12 protein-coding genes and 1 pseudogene are annotated in these 18,099 nt (G+C 70.4%); 5 read left to right on the forward strand and 8 right to left on the reverse strand.

Going from position 1 to position 18,099, the window contains the following annotated elements; genetic code table 11:
- Nucleotides 1-266: 266 nt before the first annotated feature.
- Entirely contained in the window at nt 267-2,213 is a 1,947-nt protein-coding gene (locus ACIHFB_RS27675) for an RICIN domain-containing protein (RefSeq protein ID WP_400128229.1), read from the reverse strand.
- 166 nt (nt 2,214-2,379) lie between these two features.
- Here ACIHFB_RS27675 and ACIHFB_RS27680 point away from each other — a divergent pair.
- Nucleotides 2,380-3,610: pseudogene (locus ACIHFB_RS27680) on the forward strand (glycosyltransferase).
- 335 nt (nt 3,611-3,945) lie between these two features.
- Here the strand turns inward: ACIHFB_RS27680 and ACIHFB_RS27685 are convergent.
- Complete coding sequence (locus ACIHFB_RS27685) at nt 3,946-4,623, reverse strand: TetR/AcrR family transcriptional regulator (protein WP_365282738.1); 678 nt, start codon at nt 4,621-4,623, stop codon at nt 3,946-3,948.
- Between the two features lie 182 nt (nt 4,624-4,805).
- Between ACIHFB_RS27685 and ACIHFB_RS27690 the strand changes: the two genes are divergently transcribed.
- Complete coding sequence (locus tag ACIHFB_RS27690) at nt 4,806-6,062, forward strand: YncE family protein (RefSeq protein ID WP_365282737.1); 1,257 nt, start codon at nt 4,806-4,808, stop codon at nt 6,060-6,062.
- A 12-nt stretch (nt 6,063-6,074) separates the two neighbouring features.
- Here ACIHFB_RS27690 and ACIHFB_RS27695 read toward each other — a convergent pair whose 3' ends face one another.
- The 6 genes from ACIHFB_RS27695 to ACIHFB_RS27720 form a co-directional block, all read right to left on the reverse strand.
- Nucleotides 6,075-6,440 carry a hypothetical protein gene (locus ACIHFB_RS27695; RefSeq protein WP_365282736.1) on the reverse strand — a complete coding sequence of 122 codons (366 nt, stop codon included), beginning with the start codon at nt 6,438-6,440 and terminating at the stop codon, nt 6,075-6,077.
- 119 nt (nt 6,441-6,559) lie between these two features.
- A complete protein-coding gene (locus tag ACIHFB_RS27700; protein WP_365282735.1) occupies nt 6,560-7,765 on the reverse strand; it encodes a glycosyltransferase in 1,206 nt (401 codons plus the stop codon).
- Nucleotides 7,762-8,550, reverse strand: coding sequence for a MerR family transcriptional regulator (locus tag ACIHFB_RS27705; protein ID WP_365282734.1), 789 nt, complete (start codon nt 8,548-8,550; stop codon nt 7,762-7,764). The genes ACIHFB_RS27700 and ACIHFB_RS27705 overlap by 4 nt, the downstream gene beginning before the upstream one ends.
- A gap of 51 nt (nt 8,551-8,601) precedes the next feature.
- The gene (locus tag ACIHFB_RS27710; protein ID WP_365282733.1) at nt 8,602-10,464 is read right to left on the reverse strand and encodes a cellulase family glycosylhydrolase; all 1,863 of its coding nucleotides are present in this window, start codon (nt 10,462-10,464) and stop codon (nt 8,602-8,604) included.
- Between the two features lie 65 nt (nt 10,465-10,529).
- Complete coding sequence (locus tag ACIHFB_RS27715; protein WP_365282732.1) at nt 10,530-12,005, reverse strand: TIGR00366 family protein; 1,476 nt, start codon at nt 12,003-12,005, stop codon at nt 10,530-10,532.
- A 157-nt stretch (nt 12,006-12,162) separates the two neighbouring features.
- Complete coding sequence (locus ACIHFB_RS27720) at nt 12,163-14,136, reverse strand: GTP-binding protein (RefSeq protein WP_400128230.1); 1,974 nt, start codon at nt 14,134-14,136, stop codon at nt 12,163-12,165.
- Between the two features lie 267 nt (nt 14,137-14,403).
- On the opposite strand from ACIHFB_RS27720, the gene ACIHFB_RS27725 reads away from it, so the two are divergent.
- From ACIHFB_RS27725 to ACIHFB_RS27735, 3 genes are read left to right on the forward strand one after another with little or no spacing between them, the layout of a single operon-like run.
- Nucleotides 14,404-14,874 carry a (2Fe-2S)-binding protein gene (locus tag ACIHFB_RS27725; protein ID WP_365282730.1) on the forward strand — a complete coding sequence of 157 codons (471 nt, stop codon included), beginning with the start codon at nt 14,404-14,406 and terminating at the stop codon, nt 14,872-14,874.
- Nucleotides 14,871-17,246, forward strand: coding sequence for a xanthine dehydrogenase family protein molybdopterin-binding subunit (locus ACIHFB_RS27730; protein WP_365282729.1), 2,376 nt, complete (start codon nt 14,871-14,873; stop codon nt 17,244-17,246). Before ACIHFB_RS27725 ends, ACIHFB_RS27730 begins: the two co-directional genes overlap by 4 nt.
- Nucleotides 17,243-18,097, forward strand: coding sequence for an FAD binding domain-containing protein (locus ACIHFB_RS27735; RefSeq protein ID WP_400128231.1), 855 nt, complete (start codon nt 17,243-17,245; stop codon nt 18,095-18,097). Before ACIHFB_RS27730 ends, ACIHFB_RS27735 begins: the two co-directional genes overlap by 4 nt.
- The last annotated feature ends 2 nt before the right edge of the window (nt 18,098-18,099 follow it).

The raw sequence follows: 18,099 nt of genomic DNA on the forward strand, positions 1-18,099 counted from the left end.
CTGGACCTTCTCTGCCCGGGCCGGGCTGGGACGGCCCGGCCCGCACCCCCCTCGGCGGCGACTGCCGGTTTCCGCAGCGGGCGTGCGGGCGTCCGCCGTTCTGCTGCGGACGGTGCTCCGAGCGGCACGCTCCCGCCGGCTCGCCGCGAAGCCGGACCACATCACGCGCGCAAAGCGCCACAGGTGAGGCCGAGCACGTCGAGGCCGGGAGCCGCTCGGTCCCGCCCGACCTCGCGGCCGGCGGGACCGAGCGATGCCCGCAGTCGCTACGTCAGCGTCCACTTCTGGTTGGTGCCACTGCCGCAGGACCACAGCACGAGCGGGGTGCGGTTGGCCGTGCCCGCGTTGTAGGCGTCGAGGCACAGACCCGCGTTGACATTGGTGATCGTGCCGTCACTGTTCACGTTCCACTGCTGGTTGGCCTGGCCGTTGCAGTCCCAGATCGCGACCTTGGTGCCGTTGGTCGTGCCGAGGTTGTAGGCGTCCAGGCACTTGTTGCCGTACACCACGAGCTCCTTGCGCGAGGTGTACGTCCAGGACTGGTTGCGGCCGCCGTTGCAGTCCCACAGCTCGGCCTGGGTGCCGTTGGTGATCGTGCTGTTGTTGATGTCCAGGCAGCGGGACGACTGGGTGCCGACGACGAGTGAGCCGTTCGTTCCCGACAGGGGCCGCACCGCGATGCCCTCGACCGTGGGCCCGCCCGTGAAGGTGAGCGTGTTGGCGGAGCCCTTGGCGAGGGAGACCTGGACGGAGACGGTGCCCGCGGTGGATCCGGTCGGCGGGAAGGCGACCGTGGTGCTGGTCTGCCCGTTGACCTGGAGGGTCGCCGTGCGGGTCGCGGAGGTGTTGTTGGTGTAGGAGACGTCCACGACCTTCACGCCCGTGTTCGCCGCGGTCACGCCGGTGAAGCGTCCCGTGGTGGCGGGCGCGTACGTGCTGCCCGTCGCCTCCGTGCCGCCGGTGACCGTGAGCATCACCGAGCCGCCCGCCGGGACGCTGGCCGTGTAGCCGGTGGCGGACGACCCCACGTTCTGCCGCGCCCACAGGTCACGGACGGTCGCGGAGGCGTTCGCCAGGCCGAGGTCGCTCCAGCGGACGGTGATGTTGCGCGCGGCGGAGGTGCGGTTGAGCAGGACGACGGCGCGGTTGCCGGTGCCGGACAGGACCTTGCCGTAGACCTGCGCTCCCGTGGTGTCCTCGGCGACCTCGACGCCCTGGAGACCGCGCGGGTCCTGGTCCACGGCGATGACCTCGGGGTTCTTGAGGATGTTCGCGGTCTCGGTGGTCATCGTCGCGAGGTTGTTGCCGGCGAGGAGCGGGGCGCCGGAGATCGCCCACAGGTTCATATGGGTGCGGTTCTGGGCGGCGGTGAAGCCGTCCATGCCGACCATCAGCATGTCGGGGTCGTTGTAGTAGCCGGTGTGCTGGGCCGTGGGGTGCAGGGTCTGGTCGAAGTTGGACAGCAAATTCGTCATCGACGGGTTGTTGCCCCAGAAGATGATGTCGGTGCTGGTACGCCACATCGGGGCCATGCCCGGCGCCCAGTTCCACGGATTCTGCTTGCCCCAGTTGCAGATGGAGAGGGTGAGCGGACGGCCCGTGGTGGCGGCGGCCTTGGTGACCGCGTCGCTGATGGCCCGGTACGTCGACGGTGCGTCGAGCCCCTCGGCGTCGCCGCCGCACCAGTCGACCTTGACGAAGTCGAAGCCCCACTTCGAGAACTGGAGCATGTCCTGCTCGTAGTGGCCCTCGCTGCCCGAACCCGGCGCGGCGGGACGGCCCGTCGGGTAGTAGTAGCCGCACCCGTCCTTGCCGGCGTCGGTGTAGATACCCGCCTTCAGGCCCTTGCTGTGGATGTAGTCGGTGATGGCACTCATGCCGCCCGGCCACTCGGCCTCGTCGATGGTGATGTTGCCCGCGCTGTCGCGCGTGCCCTGCCACCAGCCTTCGTCGAGGTTGATGTACTTGTAGCCGGCTTCCGGCAGACCGGCGGCGACGAACGCGTCGACCTGCCGCTTGATCACGTTGTAGTCGATCACCGCGGCGAAGCTGTTCCAGGAGGCCCAGCCCATCGGGGCGGTGGGCACGGGTATCTGACGGGTCGCCACGGCGGCGGGGGCCGCCTTGAGGGGCGCACTCGGGTTTGCGACGAGGAGTACGGCTGCCACGGCCGCCAGTAAGGCGACCGTACGCAGGACAAGGGTGCGGAACATGCGGCTCCTTTGCCGAGATATCGAACAAGGATCGGTTATCCGAACGAGACGGCGCGCTGAAATTAGAGCCGCCGGGGACGGAAGTCAACGGCTGTGACACGTGCGGGGGTGGGATTGCGCGCGGTCCCGTCCCGGCGGAACACTGGCGGACGTGCGCGTAGCGATCATGACAGCGGGCTCCCGGGGCGACGTGGCCCCCTACACCGGCCTCGGGCACGGGCTTTCGCAGGCCGGGCATGAGGTCACCCTGGTCACCCACGGCTGCTTCGAGCCGCTGGTGGCGGGGGCGGGGCTCGGTTTTCATCCCCCTTCCGCTGGACCCCCGGGCGGAGTTGGAGTCCTCGCGCGGGCGGGGGCTGCATCGCAGCGCGACCGGCGTCGGCAAGCTCGCGCGGGTCGTCGCCATGGCGCGGGCGCTGGTCGGGCGGATGACGGACGACCTCGTCGCGGCCGCTCGGGCAAGCGATGTGCTTTTGCTGTCCAGCTCGTTGGCTCCGCTCGGGCACACCGTCGCAGAGGGTCTGTCGCTGCCGAGCATGGGCGTCTACCTCCAACCGGTCGCCGCCACGCGGGAGTTCGCGCCCGCCGTGCTCGGCGGCGGTTCCTGGGGTGCGGTCGGCAACCGCATCGCCGGACACGGCGTGAGCCTGGCCGTGGAACACATCTTCGCCTCGACCGTCCCCGAGGTAGGGGCCCGACTGGGGCTGCCACGCGCCCGGGCGACGGCGGGGCTGCGGCGCCGGGAGCGGCAGGGATGGCCGGTCCAGCACGGCTTCAGCCCGCTGGTGGTCACCCGGCCGCGCGACTGGCGTACAGGGCTGGAAGTGGCGGGCTACTGGTGGCCGTACGACCCGAAGACCCAACTCCCGCAGCAGCTACGGGACTTCCTGGACGCGGGCCCACCACCGGTCTTCGTCGGCCTGGGCAGCGCAACCGTGCCCGATCCCGAACAGCTCAGCACGACCATCGTGGGCGCCCTGCGCCGGGCCGGACTGCGCGGCGTCATCCAGCGCGGCTGGGGCGGCCTCGGGGCCACCGGCGACGACATGCTCACCATCGACGAGGTCCCGCACTCCGCGCTCTTCCCACGCATGGCCGCCGTCGTCCACCACACGGGCGCCGGCACCACCGCAGCCGGGCTGCGCGCCGGGGTACCAGCCGTGCCCGTACCCATCCAGTTCGACGAGGGCTTCTGGGCGGCCCGCCTGGTAACCCTGGGCGTGGCCCCGCAGGCCGTCCCCCTGCGCCACCTCAGCATCGACACGCTGGCCTCGGCACTGACCCGCGCCACCCAGGGTCCCGGGTACGCGCAACGGGCACGGGCGCTGGGCGTCCGGATCCGCGCCGAGGACGGGATCGCACCGGTCCTGGCTGCGCTGAACCGGCTGGGCGACTGAACGCCAGGGCACATCAACGCGGACCGCCCTGCACTGCCCGGCCTCAGCATCGACACGCCGCCGCGGGCCACCCAGGGTCCCGGGTACGCGCAACGGGCACGGGCGCTGGGCGTCCGGATCCGCAACGAGGACGGGATCGCACCGGTCCTGGCTGCGCTGAACCGGCTGGGCGACTGAACGCCAGGGCACATCAACGCGGACCGCCCTGCACTGCCCGGCCTCAGCATCGACACGCCCGCGGGACCCTGGGGGGCCGAATCCGCGACAAGGACGGAGTCGCACCGGTCCCGACTGGGTGAACCAGCCAGGCAACTGACGGGGCGGGGCACATCGGCTCAGCCGCAGATCGGCTCGCCCTCCCCTTCCTCCCACCCTGCCGGTCGCAGAATCCCCAGGAGTTGCCGGACCAGTTCGTCCACCGCCTCTTCCAGGGTGGCGTCCACCCACCCGGCGCTCCAGTCGTGGAGCAGGCCGTTGACGCTGCCGATGAAGGCCGTGGCGGCGATCCGGTAGTCGCGGGGGGCCGCTTCGCCTCGGGTGACGGCGGCCTGCGCCTCGGCGCAGACCAGGTCGACCCAGCGGGCGCGGCGGGCCAGCCGCTGGTGTTCCAGCCGCGGGCTGACGCCGATGATCTCGACGAAGGTGATGCGGATGCGGCGTGGATCGGCGGTGACGTTGGCGGCGTAGGCGCGGAAGATCGCGGTGGCCCGGTCGGTGAGCGGAAGGCCGTCCGCCTCGGCCACCGCGGCCAGCACGGCCTCCTCGGCCCAGTCGTTGACCTGGAGATGGAGGGCCGCCAGCACATCCTCGAGGGCGCGGAACTCCTCGTAGAACTGGCGGGTCGAGAGCCCGGCGGCCTCGCTGAGTGCGGCGACGGTCGTGGACCGGTAGCCGGGTGTGTCGCCGAACAGCTGGAGCGCGGCGTCCAGAAAGCGGCGCCGGCGATCGGCCTGCCGCTCCTCGGCGGTCTTGCCTCCGTACCGGCCGGTCGGCGCCCTGAGCCTGCCCGCCACGGTGCCCTCCCGTTCCCTCGTCCACCCGACAGCCAATCTTGTCGTGTACGCGGTCTTGCCGGAAAGGACACCCGCTCCTTACTTTTCAGTAAGCCCACTCTGAAATCGCCTCTGTTCAGATTCGGCACTCCACCTTGGCATGTCCCACTCACGACACCCGCCATCCAGAGGAGAGAGCACCCATGCCTGTCTTCAGACCCAGGCACCTTTGCTCCATGGCCGCCGCCCTCGTCCTGACCGTCGCCGCCCCCGCGACCGCCGCAACCGCCGCCACCGCGGCCACCGATGCCGCCGCCCTGCGCGAGGTGCTGTTCGTCGGCAACAACTGGGACGGCACCGCCGACGTCATCAAGTCCTCCGGCGACCTCGCGAAGATCGGCAGGATCAACGTCATCCCCGACAAGGACGAACGGATGGCGCAGATCAACGCGGATCCGATCAAGTGGATCTACTTCATGGCCATCCGCAACGGCGTCGGCGAGGGCCACGACCAGTTCGTGGACGACATGTACACCACCCCGGACGGCACGTCGGTGGTCGTCTCCCGCCCGAGCTTCGCCGACGTAGTCTCGATCGACCTGGCCACCGGAGACATCAACTGGCGCTTCCCCGTGTCGGGTTACCGCTCCGACCACATGGCGGTCTCCCCCGACGGCAAGCGCGTCGCCGTGTCGGCCTCGACCTCCAACACCGTGCATGTGCTGGACATAGCCACCGGCAAACAGCTCGGTTCGATCGCCACGGCCGACAAGCCGCACGAGAACATCTTCACCAAGGACGGCAAGCACCTCTGGAACATGGGCATCGGCGATGTGAACACCGCGACCGACGCGCCATGGCTGGACTGGACGAAGGGCAACCGTTACATCACGGTCGTCGACGCGACCACGTACCAGCAGGTCAAGGTCATCGACATGCGGCAGCGGCTGGACGCGATCGGCCTCACCGACTACTCCGACGCCGTCCGGCCCGCCGTGTTCTCGCCCGACGAGTCCAAGCTGTACTTCCAGGTCTCGTTCTTCAACGGCTTCTTCGAGTACGACATCGCGACGGACAGGATCACCCGTACGAAGACGCTGCCGAAGAACCCGGCGACCAGTGACGACCGCACCACGTTCGTCAACGACTCACGCCACCACGGCATTTCGATGAGCCCCGACGGCAGCAAACTGTGCGTCGCGGGCACGATGGACGACTACGCGACGGTGGTCGACCGCTCGACGCTCCAGGAGGGCCCGCTCGTCACGGCCGCCAAGCCGTACTGGGCCACGGTCAGCGGCGACGGCAAGGCCTGCGTGGTCTCCGAGAGCGGCTCCGACCAGGTCACGGCCATCGACTTCGCCACCGGCCGGAAGACGGTGTCGGTGCCGGTCGGCGACCATCCGCAGCGGGTCCGGCTGGGCCGGGTGGCCGCGGACTGGACGGGAACCTCCGGCTGAGACCGGAGCGGTTCAGGCGGTGGCGCGGTGCCGGGACACCAGCCACCGCCACCGCGGGCGTTCCGTGACCAGGGTGGTGGCGGCCAGCAGCGACACCACGACCGCCGCCCACACGGGCCAGGCCAGCCATGCGCAGACCACGGCGGCGGCCAGTTGGAGCAGCACCAGCAGGATCGTGACCGGCCCGGGCACCGGCACGATCCCGTGGGCCTTGTCCCCTGGTGTGGTGAAGACGGTCGGCAGACCGATCAGCACGACCACGGACAGCGCCGCGAGGAGCCAGGAGTACCCGGCCAGCGCCCAGGGCGTGGCCACCCAGGCGACGAGTTCGGTCGCGAAGCGCGGAACGGCTGCCCGGCGGTCGTCGGGTCGTTGCAACGTCGTCTCCCCCGGAGATGTGCCCGTCAGCGGTGGGCGATCCTACGACTCCTTCCCATCTCCTACGACTCCCTCCCATGTCCTGCGCCCCGGCATGCAGGCGCTCGCTCCGGGGTGGCTCACCCTGTCACCCGCTGCACGGCCTTGAGCACCTGCCCCGCTCCGTCCTCGGTCGCCATGTGCCGGGCGGCGGTCGCGGCGGCGCGGGAGCAGGACTGCTCCTTCACGACACGATCGAGCGCGTCCGCGAGCCGCGCGGTGGTCAGAGCGCCGAAGGGGATGGGCGCGGCGGCGGCACCGAGGGCGGTGAGGCGCCGGGCCCAGAACGGCTGGTCCGCCGTCACCGGCACCGGCACCGCCGGCACCCCGGCGCGCAGCCCGGCCGCCGTGGTGCCGGCCCCGGCATGGTGGACCACGGCGGCGACGCGCGGGAACAGCAGCGCATGGGGCAGGTCGCCGACCGTCAGGACGTCGTCGCCGTCGGCCGCGAGCCCCGCGCCACCGGTCTGGAGGATCCCGCGCAGCCCGGCCCTTCGAAGCGCCCCCACGGCGATGTCGCTCAGCCGTTCGCCGTGGCCGGCGGCCATGCTGCCGAAGCCGATGAACACCGGGCGCTCCCCGGCGGCCAGGAACTCCTCCAGCCGTGTGGGCAGTCGACGGTCCGGGGCCAGGTACGGCCACCAGGGGCCGACGACTTCGAGGCCCGGCCGCCAGTCGGACGGGCGGGGCACCAGCGCTGTGCTGAAGCCGTGGAGCACGGGCCAGTCCGCCAGCTCATGGCGGCGGCGCATCGCGTGGGGCGCGACCGGGGGCCGGCCCAGGCGGCGGCACAGGTCGGCGACCGCCCGGGCGTAGACGCGGTCGGCCATGCGCAGCGCGAAGCGTCCGGCCGCGCGGTTGCCGAGGCCGCCCAGACTGCGGGCGCCGGTGACAACGGGCGGGAATTCGCCGGTCGGTGCGGTGGGCTGGAGGTACGCGCCGATCGCCGGCGTGCCGGTGGCCTCGGCCAGATGCCAGCCGAGTGGCGCCGTCGTGGTCGTCAGCAGGAGGAGATCCGTGCCCTGGCCCACCGCCTCTGCGAAACCCCGGCCGAGCTCGGTGACGAACTCTGCGGCGGCGCGCATCAGTTCACGTCGGCTCCCGCCCATGGGCGAGGTCCGGGCCGGGAGGCCACGGAACTCCAGCCCGGCCTCCCGCGCCAGCGGGGCGAAGGCGTCCGTCGTGGCGAGCGCCACCTCGTGGCCGGACCGGAGCAGTTCGGCGCCGAGGCCCGTGTAGGGCGCGACGTCGCCGCGCGATCCGGCCGCGACGATCAGGATTCTCATCTCTCCTCCGGGGAATCGGTCAGGCGCGACGCATTGGCGTGGGCCGCCTTGCCCAAGTACGCGGCGAGGCCGGGCCGTTGCTGTGACGGCGGCACCACCAGGGCGAAAGCGCGCGGGTCGGCCACGAAGTCGTCCGCGATACGCCGGTGCATGTCCGGCGGGCAGGTGGTGAACCAACGCGTGATGTGCTGCCGATGCTCCTCGGCGAGGTCCATGGCCCGCGCACCGTCAGCGGGCTCCTGCGCGTCGAAGGCGTCGAGCAGCTCCGCGCGCCAGGCCGCGGCCTGCGCCATCAGCTGCCGCCAGTCCTCCTTGCTGTGCACGGCGGCACGTGCCATCGACTCGCGCTGCCCTGCCGAGTCGGCCCACTTGAGCTGTGCCTCGGTGGCGTAGCTGAGGTCGAAGGTGATCTCGCCGAAGACCTCGAAACGTTCCTCGGGGGTCAGGGGCAACCCGGTCTGGTGGACCTCGATGGCCCGCTCGGCGACCTCGGCGAGCCGCTGGAGCCTGGCGATCTCCTCGCTCAACTGCCGTTGCCGGGCGCGCAGCTGTTCCAGGGCGTTCGCCTGCGGATCCTTGAGGATGGCGGTGATCTCGTCCAGAGAGAAGCCGAGTTCGCGGTAGAAGAGGATCTGCTGCAACCGGGCCAGATCGGCGTCGTCGTAGAGCCGGTATCCGGCCCGGCTGCGAGTGCTGGGCGTGAGCAGGCCCGTCCGGTCGTAGTGGTGCAGCGTGCGCACCGTCACTCCGGCGAAGGACGCGACCTGCCTCACGGAGTAGCTCATTCACCTGCCCTTTCGTCAGGGTTCAGCGTCCCCCCTGACGTAAGGGGAGGGTCAACCGACCTTCTGCGCCGCCCAGGCCGCCAGTTCGGACTTGGCGGCACTCAGGAGGGACGCGGAGGGTGCGGTGGACCCGTTGGTCACCAGCGCGTAGTGCAGCGCACCGGAGTCCGTGTCGGTGAGCAGCAGTCGGCGGCTGCCGGTGCCGCCGGGTTCGGGGGCCGCGGCGATCGGGGTCGTGGACGTGTACGACGGCGGGGCGTACGCCGTGCCCAGGTCGGACACGACGGTGGTGGTCGAGGTCGGGAAGGACGCCGGGAGGTGCAGTTCGGTGGGTGCCGAGCCGCTGCCCGAGCGCCACACGAGCAGGCTGTACTGCCCCGACCCGACCAGCTGCGCGACGTTGGGCAGCGAGCTCGGGACGGGGTTCCAGGTGAGGGTGGTGGAGCCGTCGCGGGAACGGTCCTCGTAGGTGAAGGCGACGGTGGTGCCGGAGGTGGCGCTCGGGTAGACACGGTCGAGCAGGCGTGCGTCCTGGCTCAGGACGGCCGTACCGGAGTCGTCGAGGCGGACGGCTGACAGGTCCTCGCCGTTCCAGGCGTCGCCCTCGGTCTGCACCTTGTCGGGGTTGTCGTTCATCAGCTCGTGGTGGCGGCCGTTGTAGATGTCCCACTGCCACTGGCTGCCGGACAGGACGGGACCGGAGCCGGCCGGGTTCGTCCACCAACTCGCCCCCCGCACCCGGGAGTCGAGGGCCTGGTACATCGCCTTGAGGACCGTGGGGGCCTTGTCGGAGACGGTACCGGTCAGCGGGTGGCCGAACTCGCTGACGATCGCGGTCGTTCCGGTGGCGGAGGCCCGGTCGCGCACCGTACCGAAGTCACCCGCGTACTGGCCGTCCTCCGCCTTGCCCCACATGAAGACCCCGGAGATCGCCTTCTGGTCGTAGAAATGGGTGTTGTAGACGAAGCGCGGGCCCAGCGTGCCGATGTCGAGCAGGCCGCCCTCCTGCTTCTGGAAGTCGATGTTGGCGTTCCAGAACAGGTTCGGTTCGACGAAGGCGGGCTTGTCCTGCCAGCCGGCCGCGTCCATCCGCGCCCGGAACTTCACATAGAAGGGCCACAGGACGTCCTTCTCCCAGGCCCGGCTGGTCTGGCCCGAGTCGTAGACGCCCGCATGGGGTTCGTTGTACGGGTCGAAGCCGACGATGCCCGCGAACCGGGCGGTGGTGAGGTTCTGCTTGAGGTACGTCATCGTCTTCTGGGCGGTGGTGAGGAAGGCGTCCTGAAGACCGTAGGTGTTGTGCCAGAAGTCGTACGTCGACTCCGTCACGGCCGCGTTCGAGGTGATGTTCTGGCCCCAGAAGGGGCAGATCCCGCAGTACTCGTCCGGATAGTCACCGAGGTCCACGGCCCACTTGGGGGCGCCGTCGCCGGTGTACCAGCTGTCCGAGTCGAAGAGCCAGCGGGAGTAGAGGTCCTGGTGGAAGTCGGGGTACACGCGGATCCCGGCATCGAGGAACGCACCGATCTGGGCCGTGGCGGCGGCCAGGTAGGCGCTGTCCACCTGGCCGCGCACGGGCTCCGCGTACGCCCAGGACAGCAGGAAGCGGACCGAGTTGCCGCCGCCGAGCGCTCTCAGCGCGGTCGCGGACTTCCGGGCGTCGGCGACCGACGCGAAGGGCAGGCCGTTCTTCTCCTTCAGCTTGGTCTCGCCGGAGACGTTGTAGCCGCGCAGCACGACCTCGCGGCCATGGCCGTCGGTGAAACGGCCGTTCTGCACGGTGAGCGGGGAGTCGTCGAACCAGAGGGAGTCGGGGACGGCGGTCGCGGCGGTGGCGGGGCGAGCGCCCGCAACCGACAGGAACCCACAGAGGAGAACCAGAACAACGAGCACACGCGCACGTTTATTCGGCATGTCCACTACAGTCCGGTGATTTCAGAACACCGTCAACACCACTGACCCGGGAGTAAGTTCGTCGCTCACGGGAAGGGCAACGTGCGCGCGAACAGCGTGACCAGGATCAGGACGACCGGGAAGCAGGCCAGGAACATGGCGAACGTGTAGCCCATGATGTCGCGCGCCTTGAGCCCGAGGATGGTCAGCGTGGGCAGCATCCAGAACGGCTGGAGGAGGTTGGCACTGGCCTCGCCGAGGTCGTACACCACGACCACCCACCCCTGGTTCACCTGGAGTTGGTTGGCCGCGTCCATCACGTAGGGCGCCTCGATGACCCACTTGCTGCCGCCACTGGGCACGAACACGCCCAGGACGCAGCTGTACATGGCGATGAAGGCCGGATAGAAGAACTGGTTCGACACCGACACCAGCCAGCCGGCGATGGTCTTGCTCAATCCGGTGAAGGCGATCATCCCGAAGATGCCGCCGTACAGCGGGAACTGGAGCAGTACGCCGGAGGCCGCGGGCGTACCCTCCTTGACCGCCTGGGCGAGGCGGACCGGACGCCAGTGCAGGATGAGCGCCAGCAGGATGAGGATCAGGTTGACGGTGTTCAGGTCGAGCGCGTTGAGGGCGTTGCCCTCCGCCTCCGCGAAGTGGCGCACCAGGTACCACACGCCGAGCAGGAACAGCAGGATCGCGAAGAACGGGCTGGACTCGATCCACTCCCCGGGCCGGCCGCGCCCCACCGGCGTGCGTTCCTGGCCGACGCCCGGGCCCAGGTCCACGCCGAGCTGTTCGGCGGTCTTGGCATTCTCCGGAGAGGGCGACAGGAACCAGGCCATGCCGACGCCGACACAGAAGACGACCGCGGTGGCGACGATTCCCTGCCACAGGAAGATCGTCTCGGTCAGCGGGATGAGTCCGCTGCCGCGTCCCTCGGCGATGACCTCCTGCACGGCGGGCGGGCTGGACTCCGCGCTCGCCACCTGGAGCGCCGCCGACCCGGACAGGCCCTGGGCCCACACGGTGCCCAGCCCAAGGAAGGCCATCGCGCCGAGCGCCCGGTAGTCCACGCCAGCCACCCGGCGCGCGATCTCCTTGGCCAGGATCGCCGTGAAGATCAGGCTGAACGCCCAGTTCAGGTAGGAGGTGACCATGGCCACGGCCGCGGTGAACGCGATGGCGCCGCGTGGAGTGGCGGGCACCTGCGCGATCCGCGCGATCAGCCGGCCCACGGGCGGGGAGACGGCGACCGCGTACCCGGCGATCACGATCATCGCCATCTGAAGGGTGAAGGTGATCAGGGACCAGAAGCCCTGGCCCCACGCGTCGACGAGACCGAAGCCGGTCGTCGCCTCCGGGTCGGACGGGGAGCCGGTGAGCTTCTCGCCGGTGGCGAGTCCGAGCGCGAAGACGGCGAACGTGCCCACCAGCACGAAGCCCAGGGCGTCGGGCAGCCACTTCTCGGTGAAGGCGGTGAAGCGCAGGGCGAGGCGCGCCAGCCAGTTCTCCCTCCCGGTCTTCGGATCGGGCCCACGCGAGGGCAACACTGCCATGGGTATCTCCAGTGAGGGGTGGGGGCCCTGAGGCGTACGGGCCGGATATGCAGTGGCCGAGATCATGAACGGCATCGGTCCGCAACGGCAATGGCCTTGCACCACACAGCACTTGGCGAATTCACATGGGGAACCACCATGGGAGCGATGGGCGGGCTCAGCCACCCACCCTGCGCGTCACGTTCAACAGATACTCCTTGCGATTGAGCGGGTTGTGGTCGGTGCGCGACCGCCGCCGGACCGTGCCACGGGCGATCGGCGCGTAGTGGTCGAAGGCGCTCTCCAGCTCGCCCTCGCCCCGGGTGAGCCCCGGCAGCCGCTGCTCCAGCTCATGCACCCGCCCCGCCGGGACCGCGCCCTCCAGCACACAGGTGCCGCCCCGGGTGCCGGTGGTCTGCGGTACCGCCCGCAGCGCGGCCAGCACCGGGAGCAGCGCCCCCAGGGTGTCCACCGGTGCCTCGATGCGGAAGCGGTGCATGGGCTCGTACACCTGGGTGCCCGCTCGGCGCAGCGCCTCGATCAGGACCAGCGGCGTCACGCCCCGGAAGTCGGCGCCGGTGCTGGACATGCTCTTGTCGAAGCCCTGGTGGGCGTGGCTCTGCCGGGGCGAGTAGCCGGAGTGGGTCATGGTGACCGTGCAGTCGGTGACCTGCCAGCCGTTCAGGCCCTGTCCGAGGGTCTCGCGCACGGTGTCCTCGACGGCCTTGAAGAAGGCGTACGGCATGGCGCCGAGTTCCACCTCCAGCCGGAACTCGACGCCCGAGCCGGTCGGTGCCGGGTCGACGCGCAGGCCGACCGTCGCGAGGAACGGGTTGGCGTCCTTCTTGTTGAACTCGACCGCCGCTCCCGTGCCCACGGGCCGCTCGACGCAGATCGTCGACGTCTCCCGGAAGGTGACGTCCAGGCCGAAGTCGTCGGCGAGCGTGGCCTGGATGACCTCCTTCTGCACCTCGCCGTAGAGGGACACGGAGATCTCCTGCCGGATCTCGTCGTGACGGAGGCCGATCAGCGGGTCCTGCTCGGCGAGTTGGGTGAGCGCGAGGTGCAGGGACCGCTTGTCCACGCCCGCGCCGGGGACGACGACCGTTTCGAGGGTGGGCGGGGCGAAGAAGTGGTCGTACGCCTTGCGCGGTGCCCCGATCGCGTCGCCGATCCGGACAGCGTCGAGGCCCCAGAGCTTGGCGATCCGGCCCGCCGGGACCGTCTCGGCACGGGCGTGCGCGCCCTCTTCGAAGACGCCGATCGCGGTGATCCTGCCCTCTTCCCCGCCGTCGTCGCCGAAATGGATCCGGTCGCGGACACGGAGGGTCCCGGAGAAGAGCCGCGCGTAGGCGATCTTCTCCCCCGCCGGGCCACGCTCGACCTTGAAGACGGTGCCCGACACCGGTCCGTCCGGATCGCCTTCGGCGGCGGGCAGCAGTTCCTTGATACCTGCGACGAGCGGGTCCACGCCCGCGCCCGTGATGGCGGACCCGAAGTACACGGGGTGCACGAGGGCCTGCCGGGTCTGGTCGGCGAGCACGGCGCGCAGACGGTCGTACGAGACCGCGTCCTCGACGTAGGCGGACAGCAGGTCGTCGTCGTGGTCGGTCAGGACGTCGATCGCGGCCGGGGCGAGCCCGGGCGTGACCTGGGCGTCACGGGTGCCGAGTGCGGTCACCGATCCCATCGGCACGACCGCCGCCGTGAGCCGCTCGGCGATGGCCCGGAGCACGCCGTCGTCCTGCGCTCCACGCCGGTCGATCTTGTTGACGAAGATCAGCGTGGGGATGCGCAGTCGGCGCAGGGTGCGCATCAGGACGCGGGTCTGCGGCTGGACGCCCTCGACCGCCGAGACGACCAGCACGGCGCCGTCGAGCACGCCGAGCACCCGCTCGACCTCGGCGATGAAGTCCGGGTGGCCGGGCGTGTCGATGAGGTTGACCGTCACATCGTCCAGAGGGAACGAGACGACGGCGGACTTGATGGTGATCCCGCGCTGCTTCTCCAGCGCGAGGGAGTCGGTCTGCGTGGAGCCGGCGTCGACGCTGCCGATCTCGTCGACGACTCCGGCGGCGTACAGCAGCCGTTCGGTCAGGCTGGTCTTACCGGCGTCTACGTGCGCCAGAATGCCGAGATTGAGCAAATGCACTGAGCGTCATGTCCTTGGTCATCGGAGGGATTCCTTCCTGGGTGGACATGCACGCAGTGCGCATCTGTGCTCCTTGTGTGACGACGCGGTCGGTGTCATGAAGTGCAGCAGAGCCGGGCGCACCGGGGCAATGGATTAACCGTCAACGAAGCCCGCCGCAGCACTCGCCGCCGTCAGGGCGCAGTCATAGAGTGACGTACATCAAGTGACCTACATCACGTTCCGTCGCTGACTTCCCTCGCTCCCGCCGCACGGCCTGGAGGGCACATGACTCACATCTCGGTGAAGGTGGACGGCACGACGTACGAGGACGAGGTCGAACCCCGTCTGCTGCTGATCCACTACCTGCGCGACCGGCTCGGCCTCACCGGCACCCCGATCGGCTGCGACACCTCCAACTGCGGGGCCTGCACGGTCGACCTGGACGGGGAGAGCACCAAGAGCTGCTCGGTCCTGGCCGTCCAGGCGGACGGGAGCGAAGTGACCACGGTCCAGGGACTGGCCCGGGACGGCGAGTGGACCGACCTCCAGAAGGCGTTCCACGAGCAGCACGGCCTGCAGTGCGGCTACTGCACCCCCGGCATGATCATGGCGGCCCGGGATCTGCTGCGGGAGAACCCCAGCCCGACCTCCGACGAGGTACGCCAGGCCCTGGAGGGCAACCTCTGCCGGTGCACCGGCTACCAGAACATCGTGCGCGCGGTCCTCGCCGCCTCCGGACAGGAGGTTCCGGCATGACCGACCAGATGACCGACCGGACGACCGAGTCCGAGGTCGGCCGTTCCCGTCCCCGCAAGGAGGACGCCCACCTGATCACGGGGCAGACCACCTGGACCGACAACATCCAGGTCAGCGGCCTGCTTCACCTGGCGATCCTGCGCAGCCCCATGGCGCACGCCCGCCTCGACCGCGTCGACGTCTCCGCGGCCCTCGACCGACCGGGCGTCGTCGCCGCGTTCACCGGACGCGACCTCGCCGACGGCATGGGCACGATGCCGTGCGTGTGGCCGGTCACCGAGGACATCGTCATGCCGGACCATCCGGCCGTGGCGGTCGACGAGGTGCGCCACGCGGGCGACCCGATCGCGGTCGTCGTGGCACGGGACCGGTACACGGCGGCGGACGCGCTGGAGTCGATCGAGGTCGACTACACACCGCTGCCCCCGGTGCTCGACCTGGAGGCCGCGCTCGCCGAGGGCGCCCCGCTGGTCCACTCCGACAAGGGCACCAACCGCTGCTACGTCTGGCCGCTCGCCACCGGCGAGAGCTTCGACGCGGTGCGCGAGCGCGCCGACGTCGTGCTGAAGCGGCGGTACACGCAGCAACGCCTGATCCCCAACGCGATGGAGCCCCGCGCGGTGGTCGTCACCCCGATCGCGGCCTCCGGCGAGTACACGATGTACTCCTCCACCCAGGTCCCGCACATCGCACGGCTGCTGCTGGCCATGGTCACCGGCATCCCCGAGCAGAAGCTGCGGGTGATCGCCCCCGACGTGGGCGGCGGCTTCGGTTCGAAGCTCCAGGTGTACGGCGAGGAGGCGCTCGCGCTGACCGTGGCGCGCAAGCTGGGCCGGCCGGTGAAGTGGACCGAGTCCCGCTCCGAGAACTACCTGGCCACCCACCACGGACGCGGTCAGATCCAGGACATCGAGATCGCCGCCACCCGCGACGGCAAGCTGCTCGGCCTGAAGGTCGACCTGCTGGCCGACATGGGCGCCTACCTGATGATCATCACCCCGGGAACCCCGCTGCTGGGCGCCTTCATGTACCCGGGGATCTACAAGATGGACGCCTACGACTTCACCTGTACCGGCGTCTTCACCACCCGCACGCCGACCGACGCCTACCGGGGCGCGGGCCGGCCCGAGGCGACGTTCGCCATCGAACGGATCATGGACGATCTGGCCGCCGAACTCGGCCTGGACCCCCTGGAGTTGCGGCGCCGCAACTGGATCCGGCACGAGGACTTCCCGTACACCTCCGTCGCGGGTCTCACCTACGACAGCGGCAACTACGAGGCTGCGACCGAGAAGGCGCTCGGGCTCTTCGGCTACGACAAGCTGCGCGCCGAGCAGGCGGACCGCAACGAACGCGGCGACACCGTACGACTCGGCATCGGCGTGTCGACGTACACCGAGATGTGCGGGCTCGCGCCGAGCCGGGTGCTCAGGGACCTCAGGTACGCGGCCGGCGGCTGGGAGGCGGCCACCATCCGCATGCTGCCGACCGGCAAGGTCGAGGTCGTCACCGGCACCAGCCCGCACGGGCAGGGACACGCGACCTGCTGGAGCCAGATCGCCGCCGACGCGCTGGGCGTGCCGTTCGAGGACGTCGAGGTCGTGCACGGCGACACCCGGGCCGTCCCGCAGGGCATGGACACCTACGGGTCGCGGTCGCTGGTCGTCGGCGGGATCGCCGTGCACCACGCGGCCGAGAAGGTGGTGGCCAAGGCCCGGAAGGTCGCCGCGCATCTGCTCGAAGCCAGCGAGAACGACCTGGAGTTCACGAACGGCGTCTTCTCGGTGAAGGGCTCGCCGGAGGCGCGCAAGACCATCCAGGAGGTCGCCTTCGAGACGTTCTCCTCGCACGACCTGCCCGACGGCATGGAGCCCACCATCAACGCCGAGCACCTCGTCGACCCGGAGAACTTCTCCTACCCGCACGGCACCCACCTGTGCGCCGTCGAGATCGACACCGAGACCGGACAGACACGGATCCGGTCGTACGTCTGTGTCGACGACGTCGGCAAGGTCGTCAACCCGATGATCGTCGAGGGCCAGGTGCACGGCGGACTCGCCCAGGGCATCGCGCAGGCGCTGTACGAGGAGGCGGTGTACGACGACGAGGGCAACCTGGTCTCCGGAACCATGACCGACTACCTCGTGCCGTCGGCGGCGGACCTGCCCGACTTCGTGACCGACCGCACGGAGACGCCCTCGACGCAGAACCCCCTGGGCGTCAAGGGAGTCGGCGAGGCGGGCACCATCGCCTCGACGCCGGCCGTGGTCAACGCGGTCGTGGACGCGCTGCGCCCGCTGGGCGTCGGCGACGTGCGGATGCCCTGCTCCCCGCGGCGGGTGTGGGAAGCGATCGAGGAGGCGGCGCGATGATTCCCCCGGCATTCGACTACGCCCGGCCGAGCAGCGTCGACGAGGCGGTGCGTGTGCTCGCCGACGCGGGCGAGGACGCGAAGGTGCTGGCCGGCGGACAGAGCCTGCTGCCGCTGCTGCGGCTCAGGCTGGCCTTCCCCGAACTGGTCGTCGACGTCGGCCGCATCCCCGAGCTGCGCGGGGTGCGCGAGGACGGGGACACCCTCGTCATCGGCGCGATGACCACCCACCACGACGTCGTCCGGGACCCGCTCGTCCGCCGGCACGCGGGACTGTTGGCGGCCGCCACCGCCACGGTCGCGGATCCCGCCGTACGGCACCGGGGAACCCTCGGCGGCTCGCTCGCGCACGCCGACCCGGCCGGGGACCTGCCCGCCGTGGTGCTGGCGATGGACGGCGAGCTGGTGGCGCAGGGTCCGCGGGGCCGGCGGACCGTCCCGGCCGCTGAGTTCTTCGTCGACTACCTCCAGTCCGCGCTGGAACCCGACGAGCTCCTCCTCGAGGTGCGGCTGCCGAAGGCGGACGGCTGGGGCTTCCACTACGAGAAGTTCCACCAGTCGGCGCAGGCCTATGCGATCGTCGGCGTGGCCGCGCTGGTGCGCCGAGACAACGGGCGGATCGCCGAGGCACGCGTGGGTCTGACCAACATGGGCTCGAGGCCGCTGCGCGCGTCCGCGACCGAGAACGCCCTGCCGGGTGCGGGTGACCCACAGGCCGTGGCCGGGGCCGCGGAGTCGGCGGCCGAAGGCACCCAGCCCTCGCGGGACACATCCGCCTCGCCGGAGTACCGGGCGCATCTCGCACGCGTACTCACCAGGCGGGCCGTGCTGGCCGCCGCCGGAATGGGGTGAGG

The sequence above is a fragment of the Streptomyces sp. NPDC051963 genome, from assembly GCF_044593495.1.
GTDB lineage: Bacteria > Actinomycetota > Actinomycetes > Streptomycetales > Streptomycetaceae > Streptomyces.

Excerpts from the sequence above, each read along its gene's own strand:
- ACIHFB_RS27675 (WP_400128229.1), bottom strand. The coding sequence starts at position 2,213 with ATGTTCCGCACCCTTGTCCTGCGTACGGTCGCCTTACTGGCGGCCGTG.
- ACIHFB_RS27690 (WP_365282737.1), top strand. The coding sequence starts at position 4,806 with ATGCCTGTCTTCAGACCCAGGCACCTTTGCTCCATGGCCGCCGCCCTC.
- ACIHFB_RS27700 (WP_365282735.1), bottom strand. The coding sequence starts at position 7,765 with ATGAGAATCCTGATCGTCGCGGCCGGATCGCGCGGCGACGTCGCGCCC.
- ACIHFB_RS27705 (WP_365282734.1), bottom strand. The coding sequence starts at position 8,550 with ATGAGCTACTCCGTGAGGCAGGTCGCGTCCTTCGCCGGAGTGACGGTG.
- ACIHFB_RS27710 (WP_365282733.1), bottom strand. The coding sequence starts at position 10,464 with ATGCCGAATAAACGTGCGCGTGTGCTCGTTGTTCTGGTTCTCCTCTGT.
- ACIHFB_RS27715 (WP_365282732.1), bottom strand. The coding sequence starts at position 12,005 with ATGGCAGTGTTGCCCTCGCGTGGGCCCGATCCGAAGACCGGGAGGGAG.
- ACIHFB_RS27725 (WP_365282730.1), top strand. The coding sequence starts at position 14,404 with ATGACTCACATCTCGGTGAAGGTGGACGGCACGACGTACGAGGACGAG.
- ACIHFB_RS27730 (WP_365282729.1), top strand. The coding sequence starts at position 14,871 with ATGACCGACCAGATGACCGACCGGACGACCGAGTCCGAGGTCGGCCGT.
- ACIHFB_RS27735 (WP_400128231.1), top strand. The coding sequence starts at position 17,243 with ATGATTCCCCCGGCATTCGACTACGCCCGGCCGAGCAGCGTCGACGAG.